Raw genomic sequence first — 19,618 nt, forward strand, 5'->3', positions numbered from 1 at the left:
CTCTATTACGAGCCGAGCCGCAGCGTGGCCAGCATCATTTCCTTGGCGGTATTCATCACTTCGACGTTGTTCTGATACGAGCGCGACGCCGAAATCATGTCGGTCATTTCCTCGACGGTGTTCACGTTGGGCGCGTACACATAGCCATTGGCGTCGGCGAGCGGATTGCCCGGCTCGTAGCGGGCGCTCGGCGCTTCCGGATTCTCGAAGATGCCTTTGACGGCGACGCCGGAGCTCTGCGCGTCTTTGCCGAGGCCGGTGCGAATGGCTTCGAACAGCGGATGCTTGGCCCGGTAAACCTGGTTCGGATCGCCGCTGACACTGTCGGCGTTCGCGAGGTTGCTGGCGGTGGTATTGAGGCGCACGGACTGCGCGCTCATGCCGGAGCCGGCGATGTTGAAAATATTGAAAGAGGACATGAATCGTTACCTCTTATTGGCCCGTGATTGCCGTCATCAGGCCGCGGAACTTCGAGTTGAGGAACTGCAGCGTCGCCTGATAGCGAACGGTGTTCTCGGCGAACGCGGCCTGCTCCAATTGAGCGTCCACGGTGTTGCCATCGAGCGAGGGCGCGAGCGGCGTGCGGTATTTCAGTTCAGGCGCGGGCGCGCCGTTAACCATCTTGGGCCCGATGTGTCCCGCATTCGTCGTCTGCAGATGCACGCCCTGCTGCGCATTGCCGCTGGCCTGCGCCAGCGCGCTCTTGAAATCGATGTCACGAGCGCGATAGCCCGGCGTGTCGGCATTCGCAAGGTTTGCCGCGAGCAGTTCGGTACGCTGCGAGCGCAGCGTCAGCGCTTGCGCGTGCACTCCAAGATGTTTGTCGATTGCGCTCGTCATAACTGCATCCGCCAGAAAACTGTCTGCGAAAGTAGTTAGCAAGGCGCGTGCCACACCGGCGCGAGCCGCATGTTTCCTAGGGCTCTGAAGCGCTTCGGTCGTTAGCAAACAAAAATCTCGCGACGTGGGTCACATGCGAGGGCGGCAATGCTTTGCCGCTCGGCAGAGACGACGTCGGTGGCTGGCGCCGCCCGAGGTGACGTCCCTCCTTCCGGCACCGTGCTCCCCTACTGCCTTCGCTATCGCTCGGCCCGTTGGCGTCAGTGGTAACGGCGACCGTCGCTTCAGAGCGTCACCAACCGTCCAGTCGGTTTGTGCGCGTTTCGTCGTCTGGCTGATTTGTTGCGTGCGTCACAGTTCGTACGATGAGGTGCGCGCGATCTGGGGTTTGCGCGATTTGTGGCATTTCACTTGCTTTGTTTCAGGCAGCGTCAATGAGACGACTCTCGGCGGTTTCGATAGTGACCAGTCTTCGTTCCTATATATGTGTGTTGGCAAGCGCCCTCGCCGCGCTGGCGTTCTCGGCGAACGCGAGCGCCAACGTGCAACCGATCGAATCGATTCAGGCGGCGGCCGAACAATTCGTACGGGCTTCCCTGCCGGAAAAATCCGTCAAGCATTTCGTGACCGCGGGCAATCTCGACTCGCGACTGCGGCTCGATGAATGCGCCTCGCCGCTCGAGGCGTTCTCGCAGGGCACGGGCATGAATACCGGCCGCATGACCATCGGCGTGCGCTGCCCGTCTGCAACGCCCTGGACGATCTATGTGCCGGTCACCGTCGAGGTTGAAGTGTCGGTGCTGGTGTTGCGCCGGCCGCTCGCCCGCCGTTCGCCGGTTGCGCTTACCGATGTCGAGCCGCAGGTCCGGCGGATGCCCGGACGGGCGTCTCTGTTTGTCAGTGACGCCGCCAGCCTGCAGGGCCATCGGTTGAAGCGCTCGCTGCCGGTCGGCACGGCGCTGACCGTCGAGATGCTCCAGCCGAACGTGTTGGTCCGCCGCGGTCAACAGGTCACGCTGATTGCCGCTAACAGTGGCGTGCAGATTCGCGCCCAGGGCCAGGCGCTCACCGAGGGCGCCGCCGACGAGCGCGTGCGGGTCCAGAATGTGAGCTCGCTCAAGGTTGTGGAAGGTGTGGTGGAAAGTGATGGAGTTGTCAGGGTCGGGTTATGAAAACCCGCGCGAAAACGCGGCAGTTTTCTGACACTGGGGTTTTCCCTCTGTCGCCAAACGACGCCACAAGCGTCGGCCGCGCCGCGAATGTGCCGCGAGTCCCAGAAACTTCAGGTGGAGACGAGTTTTGCGTCTGTTGTGTCGCTTTGCAGGAGTGAGTGGAGCCAGGTCGATTTGACCTATTGTCACGCTGGTATTTCGCGGCTTGGGCGATTCCCCTAAGGCAGGTCTGAGGCCGCAGCCGATGAGGTTGCTAAAGTTCTCAGAATTGCGGCCGTTACCCCTTTCGAGCGGTGCGACGTTGGTGTCGTGGCCGCAACCGGAGAAAGGACCGTGACTACCAAAATCACTGGCTATCAGAACACCCCTGTGCAGGTGGGCACCGATAAGTCGGTGACTCGCGCGAAGGATGGCGCAGCTGGCTCGGCCGAAGTGGCGAGCAAGCCGGCCAATCCCGTGCAGATCACTGATCAGGCCCGCAAGCTGGCGGCGCTGGAACAGACAGTGAATAGCGTGCCGGTGGTGAACGAGGCGAAAGTCGCGCGCATCCGCCAGGCGATCGAAGACGGTAGTTACCAGGTGGTGCCGGAGCGCATCGCCGACAAGCTGCTCCGCATGGACCGCGATCTGGGAGCTGCTGCTAAATAAGGAGTGAGGTTTCGTGGATCCGGTTGTCTGTCGCGATACGCTCGACAAATTGATCACCGAAGAATCGGGCACGCTCGACCAGCTGCATCAGCTGCTCGAGCGCGAGCACGAATATCTGGTCGCCAACGATGTGGATGCACTGGAGCGCGCAGGCAATGCGCGGCAGAACTGCATCGGCACGTTGATGCGCATCGACGACGACCGCAAGGCGCTGTGCCGGGCACTGAATGTGTCGCCGGATCAGCAAGGCCTCGATCGCGTCCTGGCGTGGTGCGATCCTTCCAAACAATTGCGTCGGCGCTGGAAAGAATTGGGCGAGCGAGCCGATCGCTGCCGTGCCGCCAACGATCGCAATGGCGCATTGGTCACTGCGCGTATGAGCCGCGTTCAAGGCATGTTGGACATCGTTACTGGCCGCGCCAATCAGCCAAAGACTTATGGCCGCCAGGGCGCATTCGAGAATCAGCCGCGCACGGGCCGCGTAATCATCTCCGTCTAAAGCGTTACCTTCACGTGGCCGCCTCGGCGGCCACGTTTTTCTATCCGTTGATGTGATTCAGATCGACGGCTCTTTCGGGAGCCGGCGGCGCATCGCCATTGGCGACGACATCGCCAAGTCGCATCAGGATGCTCGCAGTAAGCGCACTGCCCTCTTGTTTCAGCATGCGCGAAACCGCCAGGTTCAGCAGCGCATTCGCAATGTACTCACGTTGCGCCATCGGCACGTCACGCAGCGAGTTCTGAATCCGATGCATGACGGATTGCAGCTGCGCCACTTCCACGCCGCGATCGTCATCGGTCATCACACGAGTCAAACAACGGCGGGATACGACTGCGTTCATCACTTGGCTCCGTCGACTCAGGACACGAAATGCAGCGCCTCGGCCCAGGCTCGCAAACCGACGATCGCGGCGAGCACGGCGCTGACAAGAGTTGGGAAGGTGGGGAGCGGCACGCGCAACCAGCGTTGCCGCGGCGATGCTGAATAAGCGAGTGCGCCTGCCAGCAGCCAGGCGGCCAGAGCGAAGATCAGCAACCAAACATCTGTTGGCACGACTACCTCGACTACGCCGATGTTTTATTCGGCGGCGATGTGAGATAGCTGGCTGCGCCGCTGGAGGGGGAGGAAGCGGCGCTTGCTGGCGAGATCGCAAAGGTCTTCGACCTCGCGACCGATAGTGTCAGCAACAAGCTCACGGAGTCCCGCAGGACTCACGTGACCGGCACGGTCACTTCGTGAGGATGAGCTTGTTACTGTGAGTCACACGCAAGCGGTAATAACCGCCGCTGTGCTCGATCAGAATTTCCCGCGCCTTGCCGAAGAGCTCTTCGGAACGCAGTAAAGGAATCGCCGGCAAACGAGCAAGCTCGGTGGCCGGCGATCGAACCTCCGCTGGGCGGAGAGGGGTTTTGGGTTGTGGTTGCAGCATGGATGCAAATGATAATGACTCTCACTAACAGTGCAAGGGTCTATTGGACTTTTTTTGCTTCCTTCGGTTTTGTACCTATGCCGGACCGGGGACTTAGGGCAAAGCGCCCATATCTTTCAATGCATTACGTATGACGGTCTGACTATCGGAGCTGGCCGCAGCGCCCTTCTCCGCAATCTCATCCGCCTGCGCGAAGAGCGGGTGGAACAGGCCGAGTTTGTCGACCGGCCCCTTCAATGTGACTTCGCCCTGCTTCACGAAGATCTGCGACCACTCGTCACGCACCTGGTCCCAGAATTGTTTGGTTCGATCGTAATAAGCATCGGCTTGCGCGAAATCAGCGTCGCGAATCCGCTCGTAACGAGCGACGCCGTATTCGCGCGCGACATACGGTTGCGATGGATCGACGGTCCGCGTCGACGTGAGCACCGTCTTCAGATTGTTTTCTTCCTGGATCCAACCGGTCGGCGAAATGGTGTGACGATTGGTGCCGACCAGCGCTTGATAGTCATCGCGCACGCTCCATTCGCGGCGTGGCAGCGGCCGCCAGGTTTCGCCGCTCAACCAGGTGGAGAAACTCGCGGAATGTTCCCAACGTCCGACGCTGGCGTAGCGCGGCGATTCGTCGACTTGATAAACCGTTTGCAGCCACGCGCCCTTGGATTCGGCGGCGCTGAGCTTGCGACGCTGCCAGCGGTCGCGACCGCGATACTCGACGATGTGCGTCGGCTCGTATTGCCAGTCCTGGCGCCAATGTTTGGTGACCATGGGCTCGCTGATCGAGCCATCCTTCTGCACGATGCGCATCTCGAGAATGTGCACCAGGCTGATGTTCTTGCCGTCGTCGCTGTCGACGTAGATCTTTTCCGTGCCCCACGATTGATAAGGCGCGTTCGGCTTGTCCTGCCGCTTGAAAGGCACGACTTCCAGGAAGTCGAACGTGACTCGAAACGTGCCGGCCATGGCGACGATGGCGCGACGATCGCGTTCCTGAGCCGAGATGCCGTCGGCGCGCAAATCTTTCCACGCTTTCGACGGTTCGAGATCGAGTGTGATCGGCGCGCCTTTGGTAGTACCACCGCGCGGCGCTGGCGCGCCCGCTTCCAAAGGCCACGAGAACGTGTAGCGCGCCGGCGCCGAAGTCTGTTGTGGTTTGCCTGAGTACTCGTCGGCGCCCGACGCCGCACTAACAAACAAAGTCGCCGCGAGCGCAACGACCCAACCTTCCAGTCTGATCATGATCAAACTCCTGAACGCTTCAGCTTGGATCCGACGTGGTCCTGGCGGTCCCGTCAGTGTAAGCGAGCTGGCGCTCAGGATTGCAGGGTCAGCACTCCGGCAGGTTGACGGCGAGTCCGCCCAAAGAGGTCTCTTTGTAGGAATCCTGCATGTCGGCGCCGGTCCGCCGCATGGTCTCGATCACTTTATCGAGCGTGACGTGATGCGAACCGTCGCCCATGAGCGCGAGGCGCGACGCGTCCACGGCCTTCACTGCGCCGGTAGCGTTGCGCTCGATACAGGGAATCTGCACCAGGCCGCCGATGGGATCGCACGTCAGGCCGAGGTTGTGCTCCATGCCGATCTCGGCGGCGTTCTCGATCTGCTCATTCGTCCCGCCTTGCGCGGCGGTGAGACCAGCGGCCGCGATGGAACAAGCGACGCCGATCTCGCCCTGACAGCCCACTTCCGCGGCCGAGATGCTGGCGTTGAGTTTGTAGAGCGATCCAATCGCCGCGGCCGTCAGCAAGAAGACATGGCGACCTTCGCGCGTACCATTACAGTAGCGATCGTAATAACGCAGTACAGCTGGCACGACGCCGGCCGCGCCATTCGTCGGCGCAGTGACCACTTTGCCGCCCGAGGCATTCTCTTCGTTGACCGCTAGCGCCCAGGCGTTAATCCAATCCATCGCGATGAGGGCATCGGCGGATTGCGTCTGCTCGCGCTTTTCCAGCGCGGCGCGCAGCTTTGCGGCCCGACGCTTCACGTTCAAACCGCCCGGCAACACCCCTTCCTGACGCAGCCCTCGATCGATGCATGAATTCATGGCCTCCGCGATGCCGTCGAGTCCAGCGAGCACTTCCTCGCGACTGCGGGTCGCGCATTCATTGCGCATCATCAGCTCGGCGATCGTGAGGCCATTGTTTTCAGCGACTTCCAGCAACTCGGCGGCGTCGGAGAACGGCAGCGGAACTGCTCTTGCCGCCAGCGCGGCTGCGGGCGCTTTGGCTTCCTCGTCGCTGACGACGAAGCCGCCGCCGACAGAATAGAAAGTCGCTTCTCGCAGCAACTCGCCGCTTGCATCGCGCGCGATCAGAGTGAGCGCGTTCGGGTGATAGGGCAGGCTTTCTTTGAATTTCCAGTGAATGTCGCGCTCGATGCGGAACTCGATCTCATGCCGGCCGGCCAGCAGGATCTTGCCGTGCTGACGGACATCTTCGATCAACTGAGCGGCGGCATCGGGATTGACCTGCGCGGGCAAAAAGCCCGCAAGCCCCGTGGTGACCGCGGTATCGGTCGCGTGGCCCTTGCCGGTGAGCGCCAGCGAACCGTACAGAGTGACGGTCACTTGCGCGACTCGCGCCAATATTCCCTGATCTTCCAGCGACTTCGCGAACCGGCAGGCGGCCGTCATCGGCCCCATGGTGTGGGAGCTCGACGGCCCGATGCCGATTTTGAACATGTCGAAGACGCTGACGGACGCTGCGCTCAAGTGTGACTCTCGCTCGATGCCAGGCTGCAAATACTAAACGCACCGACTGCATGGCGGTGTTGCGGGCGGACACATTAATCGATGTCTCAGGACAATTTCGAAATTTCTTGCTAGAGGCTTGCCAATGAGAATTATTCTCATATGATGCCGGTCATTCACCTTGCAATGAGTACGGTCCGCCAGTGATTTCCGCCGCGATCGAAGCGATTGTCCATGGCTGAAGCCATCCGCGCCTCATCCGCTCGAGCGCAGAAGACCCGCGCGTTCTGGTTGAAGCACCTTCACCAGTGGCACTGGATGAGCGCCGCGATGTGCCTCATCGGCATGGTGTTGTTCAGCATCACCGGCTTCACGCTCAACCATGCGTCGTGGATCGGCGCGAAGCCGGAAGTGACGACACAGACTGCTCAACTCCCCGATTCATTGCTCGCGCAATTGAAGAAGACGTGGGAGACGGACGCCGATGAGAAAGCGGCGCTGCCGGCGCCAGTGGCCGATTGGCTCGGCGAAACCTTGTCGGTGCGAGCCGCCGATCGCGAGACCGAATGGTCCGACGATGAAATCTACGTGTCCCTGCCCCGCCCCGGCGGCGACGCCTGGCTGACCGTGAATCTGGAGGACGGCGAGGTCACGCACGAACTCACCGATCGCGGCTGGCTGTCGTACTTCAACGATCTGCACAAGGGCCGCAACGCGGGCGCTGCGTGGAGTTTGTTCATCGATGTGTTCGCATTCGCGGCGCTGGTGTTCGCAATCACCGGGCTGCTGCTTCTGAAAATGCACGCGGGCAATCGTCCGGGCACCTGGCCAATGGTGGGCCTAGGATTGGTGCTGCCGCTGCTGCTGGCGATTTTGTTCATCCATTGAGGTGGGTCATGAGAAGAATCACAAAGCTGGCAGGCGCCATGCTGCTGATGGGAGCGAGCGCCGCATCGTCCGGCGCCGAATTGAATCTGAAGCTGGAAATTCCGCGGCTCGACGTGGCCGAATATCATCGCCCCTATGTCGCGGTGTGGGTCGAGAACCAGGATCAAAGCACGGCCGCGCAACTCGCCGTCTGGTATCAAACCGATTCGAAGAAAGAAGACGGCACGCAGTGGCTGAAAGACCTGCGCCAGTGGTGGCGACGTGGCGGCCGCGAGTTACAGATGCCCGTCGACGGCGTGACCGGTGCGACGCGTCCGGTCGGCGCGCACGTGCTGACCTACAAGGGCAGTGACAAACAGCTCGCCACTCTCGCGCCCGGCAAATACAACGTCGTGGTCGAAGCAACGCGTGAAGTCGGCGGACGCGAGCTGCTCCGCTTGCCGTTCGAATGGCCCGGCACCCAGAAACAAACGGCGACGGCTCAAGGCAAGACCGAGCTCGGCGCCATCACCCTCAACGTCACTCCTTAACTTGGCGAGGAAAACCATGAAAACCGCACTTCGCGCCTTCGCTGTTTCCGCTGCCCTGCTCGCGCCGTTCGCGAGCCATGCGCACAAGATGTGGCTGCTGCCCTCCGCCACCGTCTCGACCGTCGATCAATGGATCACGGTCGACGCGGCCGTCTCGAATGATTTGTTCTACTTCAACCATGTCCCGCTGCGCCTGGACTCACTGGCGATCACCGCGCCGGACGGCTCGAAAGTGAATGCGGAGAATCCGTTCACGGGCAAATATCGCAGCGTGTTCGACGTGCAGCTGAAGCAGAACGGCACGTACAAAGTGGCGCTCGTCAACAATGGGCTGTTCGCCAGCTACGAACAGAACGGTCAGCGCAAGCGCTGGCGGGGTAACGCCGAGAAGTTCGCCAAGGAAGTCCCCGCCGATGCGAACAACCTGCAGGTCAGCGAATCGTTCGGCCGCGTCGAAACGTTCGTCACTGCCGGCAAGCCGACCGAGACCGCGTTGAAGCCGGCCAACATCGGGCTCGAGCTCATTCCGCTCACGCATCCGAACGATCTGTACGCCGGTGAAGCGTCGAAGTTCCGGTTCCTGATCGATGGCAAGCCCGCTGCCAATCTCGACGTGGTCGTGCAGCCTGGCGGCACGCGCTATCGCAACGAGCAGGAAGAGCAGAAGCTCAAGACCGATGCGAACGGCGAGCTGAGCGTCAACTGGCCCGTGCCCGGCATGTATTGGCTCGAAACCGGCACGGAAGATCAGAAGACGTCGCTGAAGCAGGCCAAGCAGCGCCGGCTGAGCTACGTCGCGACGTTCGAAGTGTTGCCGCAGTAAGGCGGCAATGTCCGAGCTTCTGGCCGGTCTCAGCGACGCACGACTGTACTCAGCGTGCGTCGTTGTGATTTTGTATCTCACGACCAGTGCCTATTTCCTATGGCCGCGTCGTCGGCCGGCACTCGTCGCCACCGGCGCCGATCGGACCGCCGCCCCCACCTTGATCGCGTTCGCGAGCCAAACCGGCTTTGCGGCCGAACTCGCAAATAGAACGGCGCAATCGCTGCAGGCGGCCGGCGCGCCGGTGATGCTCGCGTCGTTACAGCAGGTCGACGACGAGATCCTGCGGCAGGCGAAACAGGCGTTGTTCGTCGTGAGCACGACTGGCGAAGGCGACGCGCCAGATCCCGCGGCCGGATTCGTTCGCGATGTGCTCGACAGCTCCGTGCCACTGAAGAGCCTGAGTTACGGCGTGCTCGCCTTGGGCGATCGTGAGTACGACAACTACTGCGCCTTCGGCCATCGCATCGATCAGTGGCTGAGACATCAAGGCGCAACCGCATTGTTCGACGTGATCGAAGTCGACAACGGCGATGAAGGCGCGCTACGCCATTGGCAGCATCAGCTCAGCGTTATCGGCAACAGCCCGGACCTGCCCGACTGGGAAGCGCCTCGCTACGATCGCTGGCGATTGACAGCGCGACATCAGGTCAATCCCGGCAGCGCGGGTGACGCGTGTTTCCACATCGAACTACAACCCCAAACCAATGCCAGCGCGACCTGGCAAGCCGGCGATATCGCGGAAGTCGATCCACGCAATTCGACTTGGGATGAGAAGCTCGAGCCGCTGCCCCATCGCGAATATTCCATCGCGTCGTTGCCGGCGGATGGAGCGATACATCTACTCGTGCGACAGATGCGAAGGCCGGATGGCGGGCCCGGACTGGGCAGCGGCTGGCTGACGGCTGGCGCGCGAGTCGGCGATGACGTTGCCGTCCGTGTGCGGACCAACCCGAACTTTCATGCGCCTCAAGGGGATGCGCCGTTGATCCTGATCGGCAACGGCACTGGCATCGCCGGATTGCGTGCGCTGCTGAAGACGCGCATCGGCGAAGAACGTCATCGCAACTGGCTCATCTTCGGCGAACGCAATGCCGCCCATGACCGATTCTATGGCGATGAGATCGAGCGGTGGCGCAACGAAGGAAAATTGGAGCGCGTCGATCTGGTGTTTTCACGCGATCAAGCCGAACGGCGCTACGTACAGCATCGCGTGCTCGAATGCGCCGACGACTTGAAACGCTGGATCGACGACGGCGCCGCGATCTATGTCTGCGGCAGTTTGCAGGGAATGGCGCCGGCGGTCGACGCCGCACTATCGGAGGTACTCGGCGCCGGCACGCTGGAAGAGTTGGCGATCTCCAGTCGATACCGGCGCGACGTGTACTGAGAAACTTATATCCCCCAGCCGAGATGATTCGGATAAGGCTGACGCTCGCCGACGTATCTCAGACCCTTCACGCAGCGGATGATCCACCATACCGCCAGCGCGATCAGGATCGGAATGCCGATCAGCACCCAGCTCAACACCGCACCGACTGCGCCGATCGCCAAGCCCATCCAGAACGTGCGGATCTGCAACTCGTAATGCGTGCGCAGCCACTCGGGTGCGTCGTCCTTGTAGACGTAAGCCACGATCACGCCGATCAGCGCCGTCACGCCCGAAATCAACGCCAGCAAATAGAGCACGTAGATGACGTTGACCATCGACGTATTCGCCGAACCGTTCGTAACGCTCTGATTCACGCCGGGCTCTCCCAAGCAGCAGTAATGGGAAAATTGTGCGGCCGGTCACCTTCCGGCTCAACCGCATTCACCGGCAAATAGCCGCGACTGGCCTGGATTCTTGCCGGCGGGGAATCAATTACATGCCAAGGGCCCCGATGATGGTCGGATCGCGACGGCGTAATCTGCCTTCCACAGTTTGAAAGCGCGGAGAAGTCCATGCTCGATATCGAAGACGACAACGTGGTCCACATGCCGACGAATGTTCAGACGACTTCGCCGGAAGCCGCGAAGACGCTGGAGCAGGCGTGGCAACGGCGTCGGGCCGAGCTCGCTGGCTGGACGCCGTCGGCGGGGTGGCTCACGGATCGACGTGACGTAAGGCATCTCACCCGGGCAGGCGCTCGCTGAAGAGATCCAACCTCAGCCGACCGGAGCGACGACGAACGACTCGTCGATCTCCTTGGCCCAGCCCAGCAAGCCGCCTTCCAAGTGAGCGATATTCGCCAGCCCGGCGCGGGTAGCGATGGCCGATGCGGTCAAGCTGCGCGCCCCGCTCCGGCAGATGAAAACAGTCAGCCGGTCGCGCGGCACTTCATCGATCCGGCGCTGGATCTCGCTCACAGGAATATGTACCGCGCCCGGCAAGTGTGAAGCGCCGAACTCGCTCGGCGAGCGCACATCGACGATGGCCACCTTGCCAAGCAGCTCTCGCAGCTCGAGTGGCGACAGATTCCGCACCTGTGCCATCACATCGGCACTGCAGAGCTCCGCGAGATCCGCGGGCTCGTGAATCGTCGGATGATCGCCGCAGACGGCGCAGTCCGTACGGCGCGTGAAACGAAACTCTCCGAAGCGCATCGCCAACGCGTCGTAGGTCAACAGGCGTCCTAGCAAAGGCTCGCCGACGCCAACGATCAATTTGATCGCTTCGGTCGCCTGGATCGTGCCCATCACGCCAGGCAACACACCGAGCACGCCGGCTTCGGCGCAGTTCGGCACGAGCCCGTCCGCGGGCGGCTCAGGAAACAAGCAGCGATAGCAAGGCGCCTGGCCGGGCGCATACGTCATCGCCTGCCCTTCGAAGCGATGGATGGCGGCCGACACCAACGGCTTGCGCAGAATCACGCACGCGTCGTTGGTGAGATAACGTGTGTTGAATCGGTCGGTGCCGTCGAGAATGACGTCGTACCTGGCAAAGATCTCGCGCACATTGGCAGCCCGCAGCTCGACGGCGTGCGACACCAGCTCGATCTCCGGGTTGAGCGCGAGCAAACGTTCCTTCGCGGCGTCGGCCTTGGGCCGCCCGACGCTCTGCGTGTCATAGAGCACCTGCCGCTGCAGATTCGAGACATCGACGCGGTCGTTGTCGATCACCCCGATCGTGCCCACGCCCGAGGCCGCCAGATAAAGCGCGGCCGGCGAACCCAGGCCGCCGGCGCCGACCAGCAGCACTTTCGCGGCCTTGAGCTTTTCCTGGCCCTGGACACCGATCTCGCGCAACGCCAGGTGGCGGCTGTAACGCGCGAGATCCGCAGGAGATAACGAGACGGTAGACGGGGTCGACATGGAATCGACCATCACACTTGGGCTGGACGCTGTCAACCGCGAACCTGAACCGTTGCTAAATAGAGAAAGCGCAGTGGCATGGATTGCGAGCTTGTTCCACCGACACGCGCCCTTTCGGCCAGACCGTTGAGACACGCGCCAGCTTCGCTCGATAATTCCTGCGTCGGGGGCCTGACCTATTAAGCCCGGGGTCAGCACGATCGGACGCGGAGTGACACGCAGCGGAGCAGCCCAGAAGGCTTTTCTCGTTGTATCCTCGACGCAGCAATACGGTGCCGGAGATCACCGATGAGTGCCACGAGCAACCCCCTGGCCGCTGCGACCTCAGCACCGCCGCGAGTCCAGCGAACAGTCAACGCCAACATCAATAATTTCTCTGCCGGTCTGACGCGCATCGACCCGCGGCCGTACGCCATCGTGTGCATGCATATCGGGCCCTCGGTCGAAGTCACTTGCGATCGCGGCGGCAAGCTGCGCCATGGCCGCGAGGTCGCGGGCGATCTGGACATCGTGCCGGCGCATACACCGGCGGCATGGGAAACCAAACAAAGCGGCACCACACTGGTGATGCGCGTACCCGACGAGTTACTGCGCTGTGTGGCCGTCGAGCTGGACATGGACCCGTCCAATATCGAGATTGCCGACCGCTTCCAGTTGCGCGATCCGTTCATCGAACACATCGGCTGGGCAATCAAGGCGGACCTCGATTCCGGCGGCGCCGGTGGACGGCTGTTCCGCGAGAGCCTCGGCACCGCGCTCGCCGCGCGCCTGCTCCAACGTCACAACCGCCGCTCGTTGCCGATGCGCGATCCCAAAGGTGGATTGAGCGCATGGAAACTCAAGCTGGTGATCTCGCACATCGAGGACAACCTGGAGAGCGAGCTGTCGCTGGCCGAGATCGCGAAGGTCGCCGGCGTCAGCGTGTCGCATTTGAAGACGCTGTTCCGGCGCTCGACCGGCACTCCGGTACATCAGTACATCCTGCGCCGGCGCGTGGAGCGGGCGAAGTTGCTGCTACAGGATGAGTCGTTGTCGATCGCGCAAATCGCGTTCGCGACGGGCTTCGCGCATCAGAGTCACCTGGCTCGTCACATGCGCAAGATTCTGGGGGTCACGCCGGCAGCGGCGCGTCGCGATCTGGCCCATCCGCACGTCGCGGAGCAAGCGGCGAACATCTAATAACTCAAGCAGTGATGTCTTCGCGGAGTTGCAGCTCCGCGATCATCTGCTCGCGCATGATGAACTTCTGAATCTTGCCGGTGACCGTCATCGGAAACTGCTCGACGAAGCGAATGTGGGTCGGCACTTTGAAGTGCGCGATCTGGTCGCGGCAGAACAGGCGAATCGCGTCGGCGTCGCACGGCTCGGCGCCTTTGAGCCTGATCCACGCGCACACCACTTCCCCGTATCGCTGATCCGGAATGCCAAAGACCTGCACGTCCTGGATCTGCGGATGCCGATACAGGAACTCCTCCACTTCACGCGGTGAAATGTTCTCGCCGCCGCGAATGATCAGGTCTTTCACGCGGCCGGCAATGTTGCAATAACCTTCGGCATCGATCACCGCCAGATCGCCCGTGTGCATCCAGCCTTGCTCATCGACGGCTTGACGCGTTTTCTCCGCGTCATCCCAGTAGCCGGTCATCACGCTGTAGCCGCGAGTCAGCAACTCGCCGCGCTCGCCTCTCGGCACAACGCGCCCTTCCGTATCGACGATCTTCACTTCGAGATGCGGGTGAATCCGGCCGACCGTGGACACGCGACGTTCGATGGAATCGTCGCTGCGACTCTGGAAACTGACCGGACTGGTCTCCGTCATGCCGTAAGCGATGGTGACCTGGCGCATGTTCATGTCGGCGATGACGCGCTTCATCACTTCGACAGGACACGGCGCGCCGGCCATGACACCTGTGCGCAGAGAGCTGAGGTCGTAGTCACGAAATTGCGGATGATCCAGCTCGGCGATGAACATCGTTGGCACGCCGTACAGCGCCGTGCACTTCTCGGCAGCGACTGCTTCCAGCACAGCACCCGGCTCGAACGCCTCGGCGGGGAAAATCATCGCCGCCCCGTGCGTCACGCAGCCGAGCACGCCCATCACCATGCCGAAGCAGTGATACAACGGCACGGGAATGCACAAACTGTCTTCGTGTGTGAATCCCATGTGGCTCGCCACGAAGTAGCCGTTGTTCACGATGTTGTGATGAGACAGCGTCGCGCCCTTGGGCAGACCCGTCGTGCCGCTCGTGAATTGAATGTTGATGGGATCTTCGGGCTGCAGCAGCGAGCGCAGCTCATTCAACCGCTCGCGTTCGACATCCGTGCCCAATGTTTCAACCGAGCGGAACGGCATGAAGCCCGGCACACGCGCGTCATCGGTGAGAATTACCGTGCGCAACGTCGGCAGCCGCGCTGCCTGCAGATCGCCCACCGCACTCGTCGCCAGCTCTGGCGCGAGTTGCCGCAACATGCCGATGTAGTCGCTGCTCTTGAAACTCGGCGCGAGGATCAGCGCCTTGCAGCCCACTTTATTGAGCGCGAATTCGAGCTCGGAAATTCGATACGCGGGATTGACGTTGACCAGGATCAGCCCGGCCTTCGCCGTTGCGAATTGGGTGAGCACCCATTCATAGCGATTCGCCGACCAGATGCCGACGCGGTCGCCCGGCTGCAGGCCGAGGTTGCTCAGGCCAGCAGCGAAGCGATCCGCCGCTTCGTTCAATTCACGATAGGTCCAGCGGATGTTCTGATGGCGGACGATCAGCGCCGGCCGGTCGGCCCAGCGACGCGCGGCGTCCTCGAGTGCGACGCCGACGGTCTTGTAAAGCAACGGCACCGGACTGGTGCCGCAGACATAGCTCAGCTCCATGGTCCTATCCCCCTGAAGCGAGCGTCCGGCCCGCTTGCTTACTCGGCTGTCGAGACGAAGCGTGCGTGCTCGCGGTCTTTCTTGACCTCATCGCCACGGAAGACCTGGCCGCTCATGGCCACGTACACGCCCGCCGGCAAGGTCTGCACCGCTGCGAAAGCCATCCCCAGATTGAACATCGCATCGCTCTCCGCGAAGCGGGCCGGCGACAGCGCGCCTGTGAACACGATGGTCTTGCCCGCGATGGCTTTGAGCACCTGGGCCGAGTCGGTCATGGTGTCGGTGCCGTGCGTGATGACGACGCGATCGGTGTCGAGCGCGGCGACCGTCTCGAACAGCGCCCGGCGATCCTGGTCGGTCAGGTCCAGGCTGTCCTTGCGGAACATCTCGACGACGCGGAACGGGCGCGTGACGTTGGCTACGTCCAGCATCTTCTTGACCATGGGCTCGCCGATCTTGTACGCGCTGAGCGCGTCGAAGTAGGCCTTGTCGATGGTGCCGCCGGTGGTAATGACTACGATGGGTGGGGTGACTTTTTGCATCCGGGCAAGATACCAGCCGCGAGCGCCCGACTGAAGTAGAGCCATGAACCCGCTTCACGAGTCGGTGCGTTAAAGTCCCCGTCGAGTTTTATGTCTGGCGGAGAGCAGCGATGGAATTCAGGCAATTGGGCGCATCGGGCTTCAGGGTCCCGGTGTTCAGCCTCGGCACCGGCACATTCGGCGGCAAGGGCGAGTTCTTCAAGAGTTGGGGCGACAACGATGTGAAGGAAGCCACCCGGCTGGTCGACATCTGCCTGGAAGCCGGCATCAACATGTTCGACTCCGCCGATATTTACTCCGGCGGCGCCGCAGAAGAAATCCTCGGCGCGGCCATCCGCGGCCGGCGCGATCAGGTCATCATTTCCACCAAAGCCACCTTCCGGCATGGCCAGGGGCCGAACGATGTGGGCTCCTCGCGCTTCAACCTGGTCCGCGCAGTCGATAAAGCACTGACCCGCCTGGGAACCGACTACATCGACATCTTCCAGCTGCATGGCTACGACGCACTCACGCCGGTCGAAGAGACGCTGCAAACGCTCGACGACCTGGTGCGCGCCGGCAAGCTGCGTTACACCGGCGTGTCGAACTTCTCCGGCTGGCATTTGATGAAATCGCTGGCGGCATCGGATCGTCATGGCTGGAACCGCCACGTCGCGCATCAGGCGTACTACTCGCTGATCGGCCGCGACTACGAATGGGAGCTGATGCCGCTGGGCATCGAGCAGAAAGTCAGCGCCATCGTCTGGAGCCCGCTCGGCTGGGGCCGGCTGACCGGCAAGATCCGTCGCGGCCAGGCATTGCCCGAAACCTCGCGCCTGCGTTCGCAGCTGAGCGTCGACAAAGGTCCGCAGGTGGCGGACGAGTACGTCTACAAGGTCGTCGATGCGCTCGACGAAGTAGCCAAGGAGACCGGCAAGACCGTGCCGCAGATCTCGCTGAACTGGCTATTGCAGCGGCCGACCGTCGCGAACGTCATCATCGGCGCCCGCAACGAACAGCAGCTGAAGCAGAACCTCGGTGCGCTCGACTGGAATCTCACCCCCGAGCAGGTGAAGAAACTGGACGAGGCCAGCGCCACACCGCTGGCCTATCCGTACTGGCATCAGCGCGACTTCACGGAGCGCAATCCGCCGCCAGTCTGATACTCACATTCGCACCGCCCCGAGGGGGCCGTGCCTAAGAGCCCTTCTGATAGCCAGGTCCGCGCACGACCTGGCCGGGCTTCGCGCCGGTGTGTTCGCCGTCGCGAAGCACTTGCACGCCGTTGACGAAGACGTGTTGCACGCCGGTCGCGTACTGATGCGGCTTCTCGAACGTCGCATGGTCCTTGATCGTGGCCGGATCGAACACCACGATGTCGGCGAAGCAGTTCTGCTTCAGGCAACCCCGGTTGGTCAGCTTGAACGTCGTGGCCGGCAGGCTGGTGAGTCGACGGATCGCATCCTGCAGCGTCGTCACCTTCTGATCGCGGACATAGTGGCCGAGGAAGCGCGCGAACGTGCCGTAAGTGCGCGGGTGCGGATTGCTGAGCAGGAACGGCCCTTCCGGCGCCGCCGCTTCCGCATCCGAGTCGATGTTCACCCAAGGCTGCGACAAGCCGAGCTTCACATTCTCTTCCGACATCAGGAAGTAGGCGGTGCCGACGCGCGTGTGGTCTTCGATCACCAGGTCGATCGCCGCATCCTCCGGCGACACGCCACGCATCCTGGCGACTTCGGCCAGCGTCTTGCCGGTGAGCGGCTTGAGCTTTTCTGTCTTGAAGCCGATCAGCAATACGCGATCGGCGGACCCCGCCGCTTGCAGCAGGCTCTCGAAGTCCGCGTTTGGATCGCGCATTTCCTTGATCACGCGCGCGCGGATCTCAGGCTTCTTCAAGCGTGCAACCCAGTCGTCGATGCCGCCTTCCTGCACCCAGGTCGGCATGGCCGCATCGAGCCCGGTCGCCCCTGCGGTATAGCTATACATGTCCGCGGTGATCTTCAGACCGGACTTGCGGGCAGCTTCGATCTTGTCGATGGCCTGCTGCATCTTCGGCCAGTTCTTCTGCCCCGCCGCTTTCAAGTGATAGACCTGCGCGGGCACCTTGGCTTCCTTCGCGATCAGCAACAACTCATCCAGCGCTTCCAGGAAGCGATCACCTTCGCTGCGCATGTGAGAAATGTAAGCGCCGCCAAATTCCCCGGCCGCCTTGGTGATCGCGATCAGCTCGTCGGTCTTCGCATAATTGCCAGGCGCGTAAATCAGCGAGCTGCCGACGCCGAGCGCGCCTTCGCGCATCGCCTGACGAACCAGCTCCTGCATGCGGCCCAGCTCTTCGGCGGTCGGTGCGCGGTTGGCGTACCCAATCTCATGTTGCCGAACCGTGGCGGCGCCGATGAACGAAGCGATGTTCGGCGAGACCCCCTTCTTGGTGAGGAAGTCCAGGTATTCGCCGAGAGTGGTCCAGGTGATGTCATAGCGAATATCGCCCTGGGTCTTGAGCATCTCCTGTTTGATCGTGGCGTTGACCGGCCCCATGGAGGTGCCTTCGCCGAAGATCTCCAGCGTCACGCCCTGCTTGATGTCGCTCATGGCGCGACCGTCCTGGATCAACGACTCGGTCGCCCAGGACAGCGTATTGATGAAGCCGGGAGCAACGGCGAGGCCCTTGGCATCGACGGTCTGCTTCGCCTGGTAATCCGCGAGCTTGCCGACTGCCACGACGCGACCATCGCGCACGGCGACCGAGCCTTTGACCGGATTGCCGCCGCTGCCGTCGTAGATGACGCCGTTGTTGATGATCAGGTCGACCTGCTCGGCCGCCGAGGCCGCACCGACCCAGCCCAGGCATAGAACGATCTTCGCAATGACGATGGACGTGAGGCGCACGATGTCTCCAACGATGGCGAATGCGGGGTTGCGACCCTAGCGCAAATCCGCGCGGGCCGTACAGAGTTAAGCAACGTTAGCTCATCCAGGCGCCGGCTTCCTGCCCGATCCTCTGCGGTTTTCGAACACCTTGGCCAGCACGCCGGCCAGCTCTTCGACGGTATCGGGCTTTGGCACCAGATCGCGCACGCCGACTTCCTTGGCAGTCTTGCGATCCTCGGCGCGGACGTATCCGGACGTGACCACGACGGGGAGATCGGCGCGAATCTCTCGAATGGCCTGCGCCACATGAAAGCCCGACATGCCCGGCATGGAGAGATCGGTGACGACCACATCGAACTCGGCGGGCCGCTCCTGCAACGCTTGCAGCGCCTGCTGGGCATCGGTGAAGCCGGTAACGCGATAGCCGGACTTCTGCAGCACTCGCGTCATCAGATAAACGAGCGAGTCTTCGTCATCGATATACATTACGCGACGGCCGCGGCCCTCCACTTCGGAAGGCGCAAGCTCGCGTGGCCTGGGGCTTTGTGCAGCGGGTGGCGCGATGTCACGCGCCAGCGAATCCTCCGCCAGCGGCGTCAGATCGGCTACAGGGAAATACAAGCGCAAGGTCGTGCCGTGCCCGGGCCGGCTCGTAGCGAATACCGCGCCCTCGTGGCTGCGCATGATGCCGTCCACGACACTCAATCCCAACCCCGTGCCGCGGCCCGCCGGTTTCGTCGTGAAGAATGGATCGAACATGCGATCGAGCGTGGCTTGATCCATGCCTCTGCCCGTGTCCGTAACACACAAGCGTACATATTGGCCGGGCTTCAGCTGAGGCGTAACCGCATGGTCCTGCGTCACGTGCACTTCATCGAGCGTCACTACGATGGATCCGCGCGCGCCCTCGCCGATCGCGTGCGCTGAATTGGTGACCAGATTGATGATGACCTGATGGATCTGGGTCGCATCGGCCCGCACCGGCGGCAGGTTCTTGGCGAAGTTGCAGCTGATCTCGACCATGGCGGGCACCGTGGCGC

General features: G+C 62.2%; 23 protein-coding genes. 10 read left to right on the forward strand and 13 right to left on the reverse strand.

What is annotated here, in order from left to right; genetic code table 11:
- Positions 1 to 5: 5 nt before the first annotated feature.
- The gene (gene flgC / locus GYH35_RS06370; protein WP_161816363.1) at positions 6 to 419 is read right to left on the reverse strand and encodes a flagellar basal body rod protein FlgC; all 414 of its coding nucleotides are present in this window, start codon (positions 417 to 419) and stop codon (positions 6 to 8) included.
- Between the two features lie 13 nt (positions 420 to 432).
- Complete coding sequence (flgB, locus tag GYH35_RS06375) at positions 433 to 840, reverse strand: flagellar basal body rod protein FlgB (RefSeq protein WP_161816362.1); 408 nt, start codon at positions 838 to 840, stop codon at positions 433 to 435.
- A 461-nt stretch (positions 841 to 1,301) separates the two neighbouring features.
- Here flgB and flgA point away from each other — a divergent pair, with 461 nt between their 5' ends.
- The 3 genes from flgA (at position 1,302) to GYH35_RS06390 (ending at position 3,159) form a co-directional block, all read left to right on the forward strand.
- Positions 1,302 to 2,012, forward strand: coding sequence for a flagellar basal body P-ring formation chaperone FlgA (gene flgA, locus GYH35_RS06380; protein WP_161827914.1), 711 nt, complete (start codon positions 1,302 to 1,304; stop codon positions 2,010 to 2,012).
- Positions 2,013 to 2,345: 333 nt separating this feature from the next.
- A complete protein-coding gene (gene flgM, locus GYH35_RS06385) occupies positions 2,346 to 2,660 on the forward strand; it encodes a flagellar biosynthesis anti-sigma factor FlgM (RefSeq protein WP_161816360.1) in 315 nt (104 codons plus the stop codon).
- Between the two features lie 13 nt (positions 2,661 to 2,673).
- Positions 2,674 to 3,159: a flagella synthesis protein FlgN gene (locus tag GYH35_RS06390; protein ID WP_161816359.1), complete on the forward strand. Its 486-nt coding sequence runs from the start codon at positions 2,674 to 2,676 to the stop codon at positions 3,157 to 3,159.
- Positions 3,160 to 3,199: 40 nt separating this feature from the next.
- On the opposite strand, the gene GYH35_RS06395 is transcribed toward GYH35_RS06390, so the two are convergent.
- The 5 genes from GYH35_RS06395 to GYH35_RS06415 all read right to left on the reverse strand — a co-directional run bounded on the left by GYH35_RS06395 (position 3,200) and on the right by GYH35_RS06415 (position 6,803).
- Entirely contained in the window at positions 3,200 to 3,502 is a 303-nt protein-coding gene (locus GYH35_RS06395; RefSeq protein ID WP_161816358.1) for a hypothetical protein, read from the reverse strand.
- 17 nt (positions 3,503 to 3,519) lie between these two features.
- Entirely contained in the window at positions 3,520 to 3,714 is a 195-nt protein-coding gene (locus GYH35_RS06400) for a hypothetical protein (protein ID WP_161827915.1), read from the reverse strand.
- Positions 3,715 to 3,889: 175 nt separating this feature from the next.
- Positions 3,890 to 4,018 carry a hemin uptake protein HemP gene (gene hemP, locus GYH35_RS34830; protein WP_246038825.1) on the reverse strand — a complete coding sequence of 43 codons (129 nt, stop codon included), beginning with the start codon at positions 4,016 to 4,018 and terminating at the stop codon, positions 3,890 to 3,892.
- A gap of 165 nt (positions 4,019 to 4,183) precedes the next feature.
- Positions 4,184 to 5,329: a DUF6607 family protein gene (locus tag GYH35_RS06410; RefSeq protein ID WP_161827916.1), complete on the reverse strand. Its 1,146-nt coding sequence runs from the start codon at positions 5,327 to 5,329 to the stop codon at positions 4,184 to 4,186.
- Positions 5,330 to 5,417: 88 nt separating this feature from the next.
- Positions 5,418 to 6,803 (reverse strand): L-serine ammonia-lyase, encoded by a 1,386-nt coding sequence (locus GYH35_RS06415; RefSeq protein ID WP_244319117.1) that lies wholly within the window; start codon positions 6,801 to 6,803, stop codon positions 5,418 to 5,420.
- Positions 6,804 to 7,016: 213 nt separating this feature from the next.
- Here GYH35_RS06415 and GYH35_RS06420 point away from each other — a divergent pair, with 213 nt between their 5' ends.
- Genes GYH35_RS06420 through GYH35_RS06435 form a run of 4 tightly spaced genes read left to right on the forward strand, consistent with a single transcriptional unit; the run spans position 7,017 to position 10,413 of the window.
- Positions 7,017 to 7,670, forward strand: coding sequence for a PepSY-associated TM helix domain-containing protein (locus tag GYH35_RS06420; protein WP_161816354.1), 654 nt, complete (start codon positions 7,017 to 7,019; stop codon positions 7,668 to 7,670).
- An 8-nt stretch (positions 7,671 to 7,678) separates the two neighbouring features.
- Complete coding sequence (locus GYH35_RS06425) at positions 7,679 to 8,200, forward strand: DUF2271 domain-containing protein (protein WP_161816353.1); 522 nt, start codon at positions 7,679 to 7,681, stop codon at positions 8,198 to 8,200.
- A gap of 16 nt (positions 8,201 to 8,216) precedes the next feature.
- Positions 8,217 to 9,023, forward strand: coding sequence for a DUF4198 domain-containing protein (locus GYH35_RS06430; RefSeq protein ID WP_161816352.1), 807 nt, complete (start codon positions 8,217 to 8,219; stop codon positions 9,021 to 9,023).
- A 7-nt stretch (positions 9,024 to 9,030) separates the two neighbouring features.
- The gene (locus GYH35_RS06435; protein ID WP_161816351.1) at positions 9,031 to 10,413 is read left to right on the forward strand and encodes a sulfite reductase subunit alpha; all 1,383 of its coding nucleotides are present in this window, start codon (positions 9,031 to 9,033) and stop codon (positions 10,411 to 10,413) included.
- Positions 10,414 to 10,418: 5 nt separating this feature from the next.
- On the opposite strand, the gene GYH35_RS06440 is transcribed toward GYH35_RS06435, so the two are convergent.
- On the reverse strand, positions 10,419 to 10,769 hold the full coding sequence (locus GYH35_RS06440; RefSeq protein ID WP_202624106.1) for a DUF4870 family protein: 351 nt from the start codon (positions 10,767 to 10,769) through the stop codon (positions 10,419 to 10,421).
- A gap of 198 nt (positions 10,770 to 10,967) precedes the next feature.
- Here GYH35_RS06440 and GYH35_RS06445 point away from each other — a divergent pair, with 198 nt between their 5' ends.
- Positions 10,968 to 11,159, forward strand: a complete 192-nt coding sequence (locus GYH35_RS06445) for a hypothetical protein (RefSeq protein ID WP_161816350.1) — start codon at positions 10,968 to 10,970, stop codon at positions 11,157 to 11,159.
- A 12-nt stretch (positions 11,160 to 11,171) separates the two neighbouring features.
- Here GYH35_RS06445 and moeB read toward each other — a convergent pair whose 3' ends face one another.
- Positions 11,172 to 12,317: a molybdopterin-synthase adenylyltransferase MoeB gene (gene moeB / locus GYH35_RS06450; RefSeq protein ID WP_161816349.1), complete on the reverse strand. Its 1,146-nt coding sequence runs from the start codon at positions 12,315 to 12,317 to the stop codon at positions 11,172 to 11,174.
- Between the two features lie 288 nt (positions 12,318 to 12,605).
- Here moeB and GYH35_RS06455 point away from each other — a divergent pair, with 288 nt between their 5' ends.
- Entirely contained in the window at positions 12,606 to 13,496 is an 891-nt protein-coding gene (locus tag GYH35_RS06455) for a helix-turn-helix domain-containing protein (protein WP_161816348.1), read from the forward strand.
- A 4-nt stretch (positions 13,497 to 13,500) separates the two neighbouring features.
- Here the strand turns inward: GYH35_RS06455 and GYH35_RS06460 are convergent, their stop codons facing one another.
- Both GYH35_RS06460 and GYH35_RS06465 read right to left on the reverse strand, forming a co-directional pair.
- Positions 13,501 to 15,186 (reverse strand): AMP-binding protein, encoded by a 1,686-nt coding sequence (locus GYH35_RS06460; protein ID WP_161827917.1) that lies wholly within the window; start codon positions 15,184 to 15,186, stop codon positions 13,501 to 13,503.
- Positions 15,187 to 15,224: 38 nt separating this feature from the next.
- Complete coding sequence (locus tag GYH35_RS06465) at positions 15,225 to 15,728, reverse strand: asparaginase domain-containing protein (RefSeq protein ID WP_161816389.1); 504 nt, start codon at positions 15,726 to 15,728, stop codon at positions 15,225 to 15,227.
- Positions 15,729 to 15,838: 110 nt separating this feature from the next.
- Here GYH35_RS06465 and GYH35_RS06470 point away from each other — a divergent pair, with 110 nt between their 5' ends.
- Complete coding sequence (locus tag GYH35_RS06470; protein ID WP_161816346.1) at positions 15,839 to 16,870, forward strand: aldo/keto reductase; 1,032 nt, start codon at positions 15,839 to 15,841, stop codon at positions 16,868 to 16,870.
- Positions 16,871 to 16,904: 34 nt separating this feature from the next.
- Here GYH35_RS06470 and GYH35_RS06475 read toward each other — a convergent pair whose 3' ends face one another.
- Entirely contained in the window at positions 16,905 to 18,596 is a 1,692-nt protein-coding gene (locus GYH35_RS06475) for an N-acyl-D-amino-acid deacylase family protein (RefSeq protein WP_202624107.1), read from the reverse strand.
- Positions 18,597 to 18,677: 81 nt separating this feature from the next.
- Positions 18,678 to 19,618: ATP-binding protein (locus GYH35_RS06480; RefSeq protein ID WP_235936711.1), on the reverse strand; the 941-nt coding region annotated here is incomplete at its 5' end.

Origin of the sequence: Steroidobacter agaridevorans (genome assembly GCF_009932555.1) — a bacterium.
GTDB classification, from domain to species: Bacteria; Pseudomonadota; Gammaproteobacteria; order Steroidobacterales; family Steroidobacteraceae; genus Steroidobacter; species Steroidobacter agaridevorans.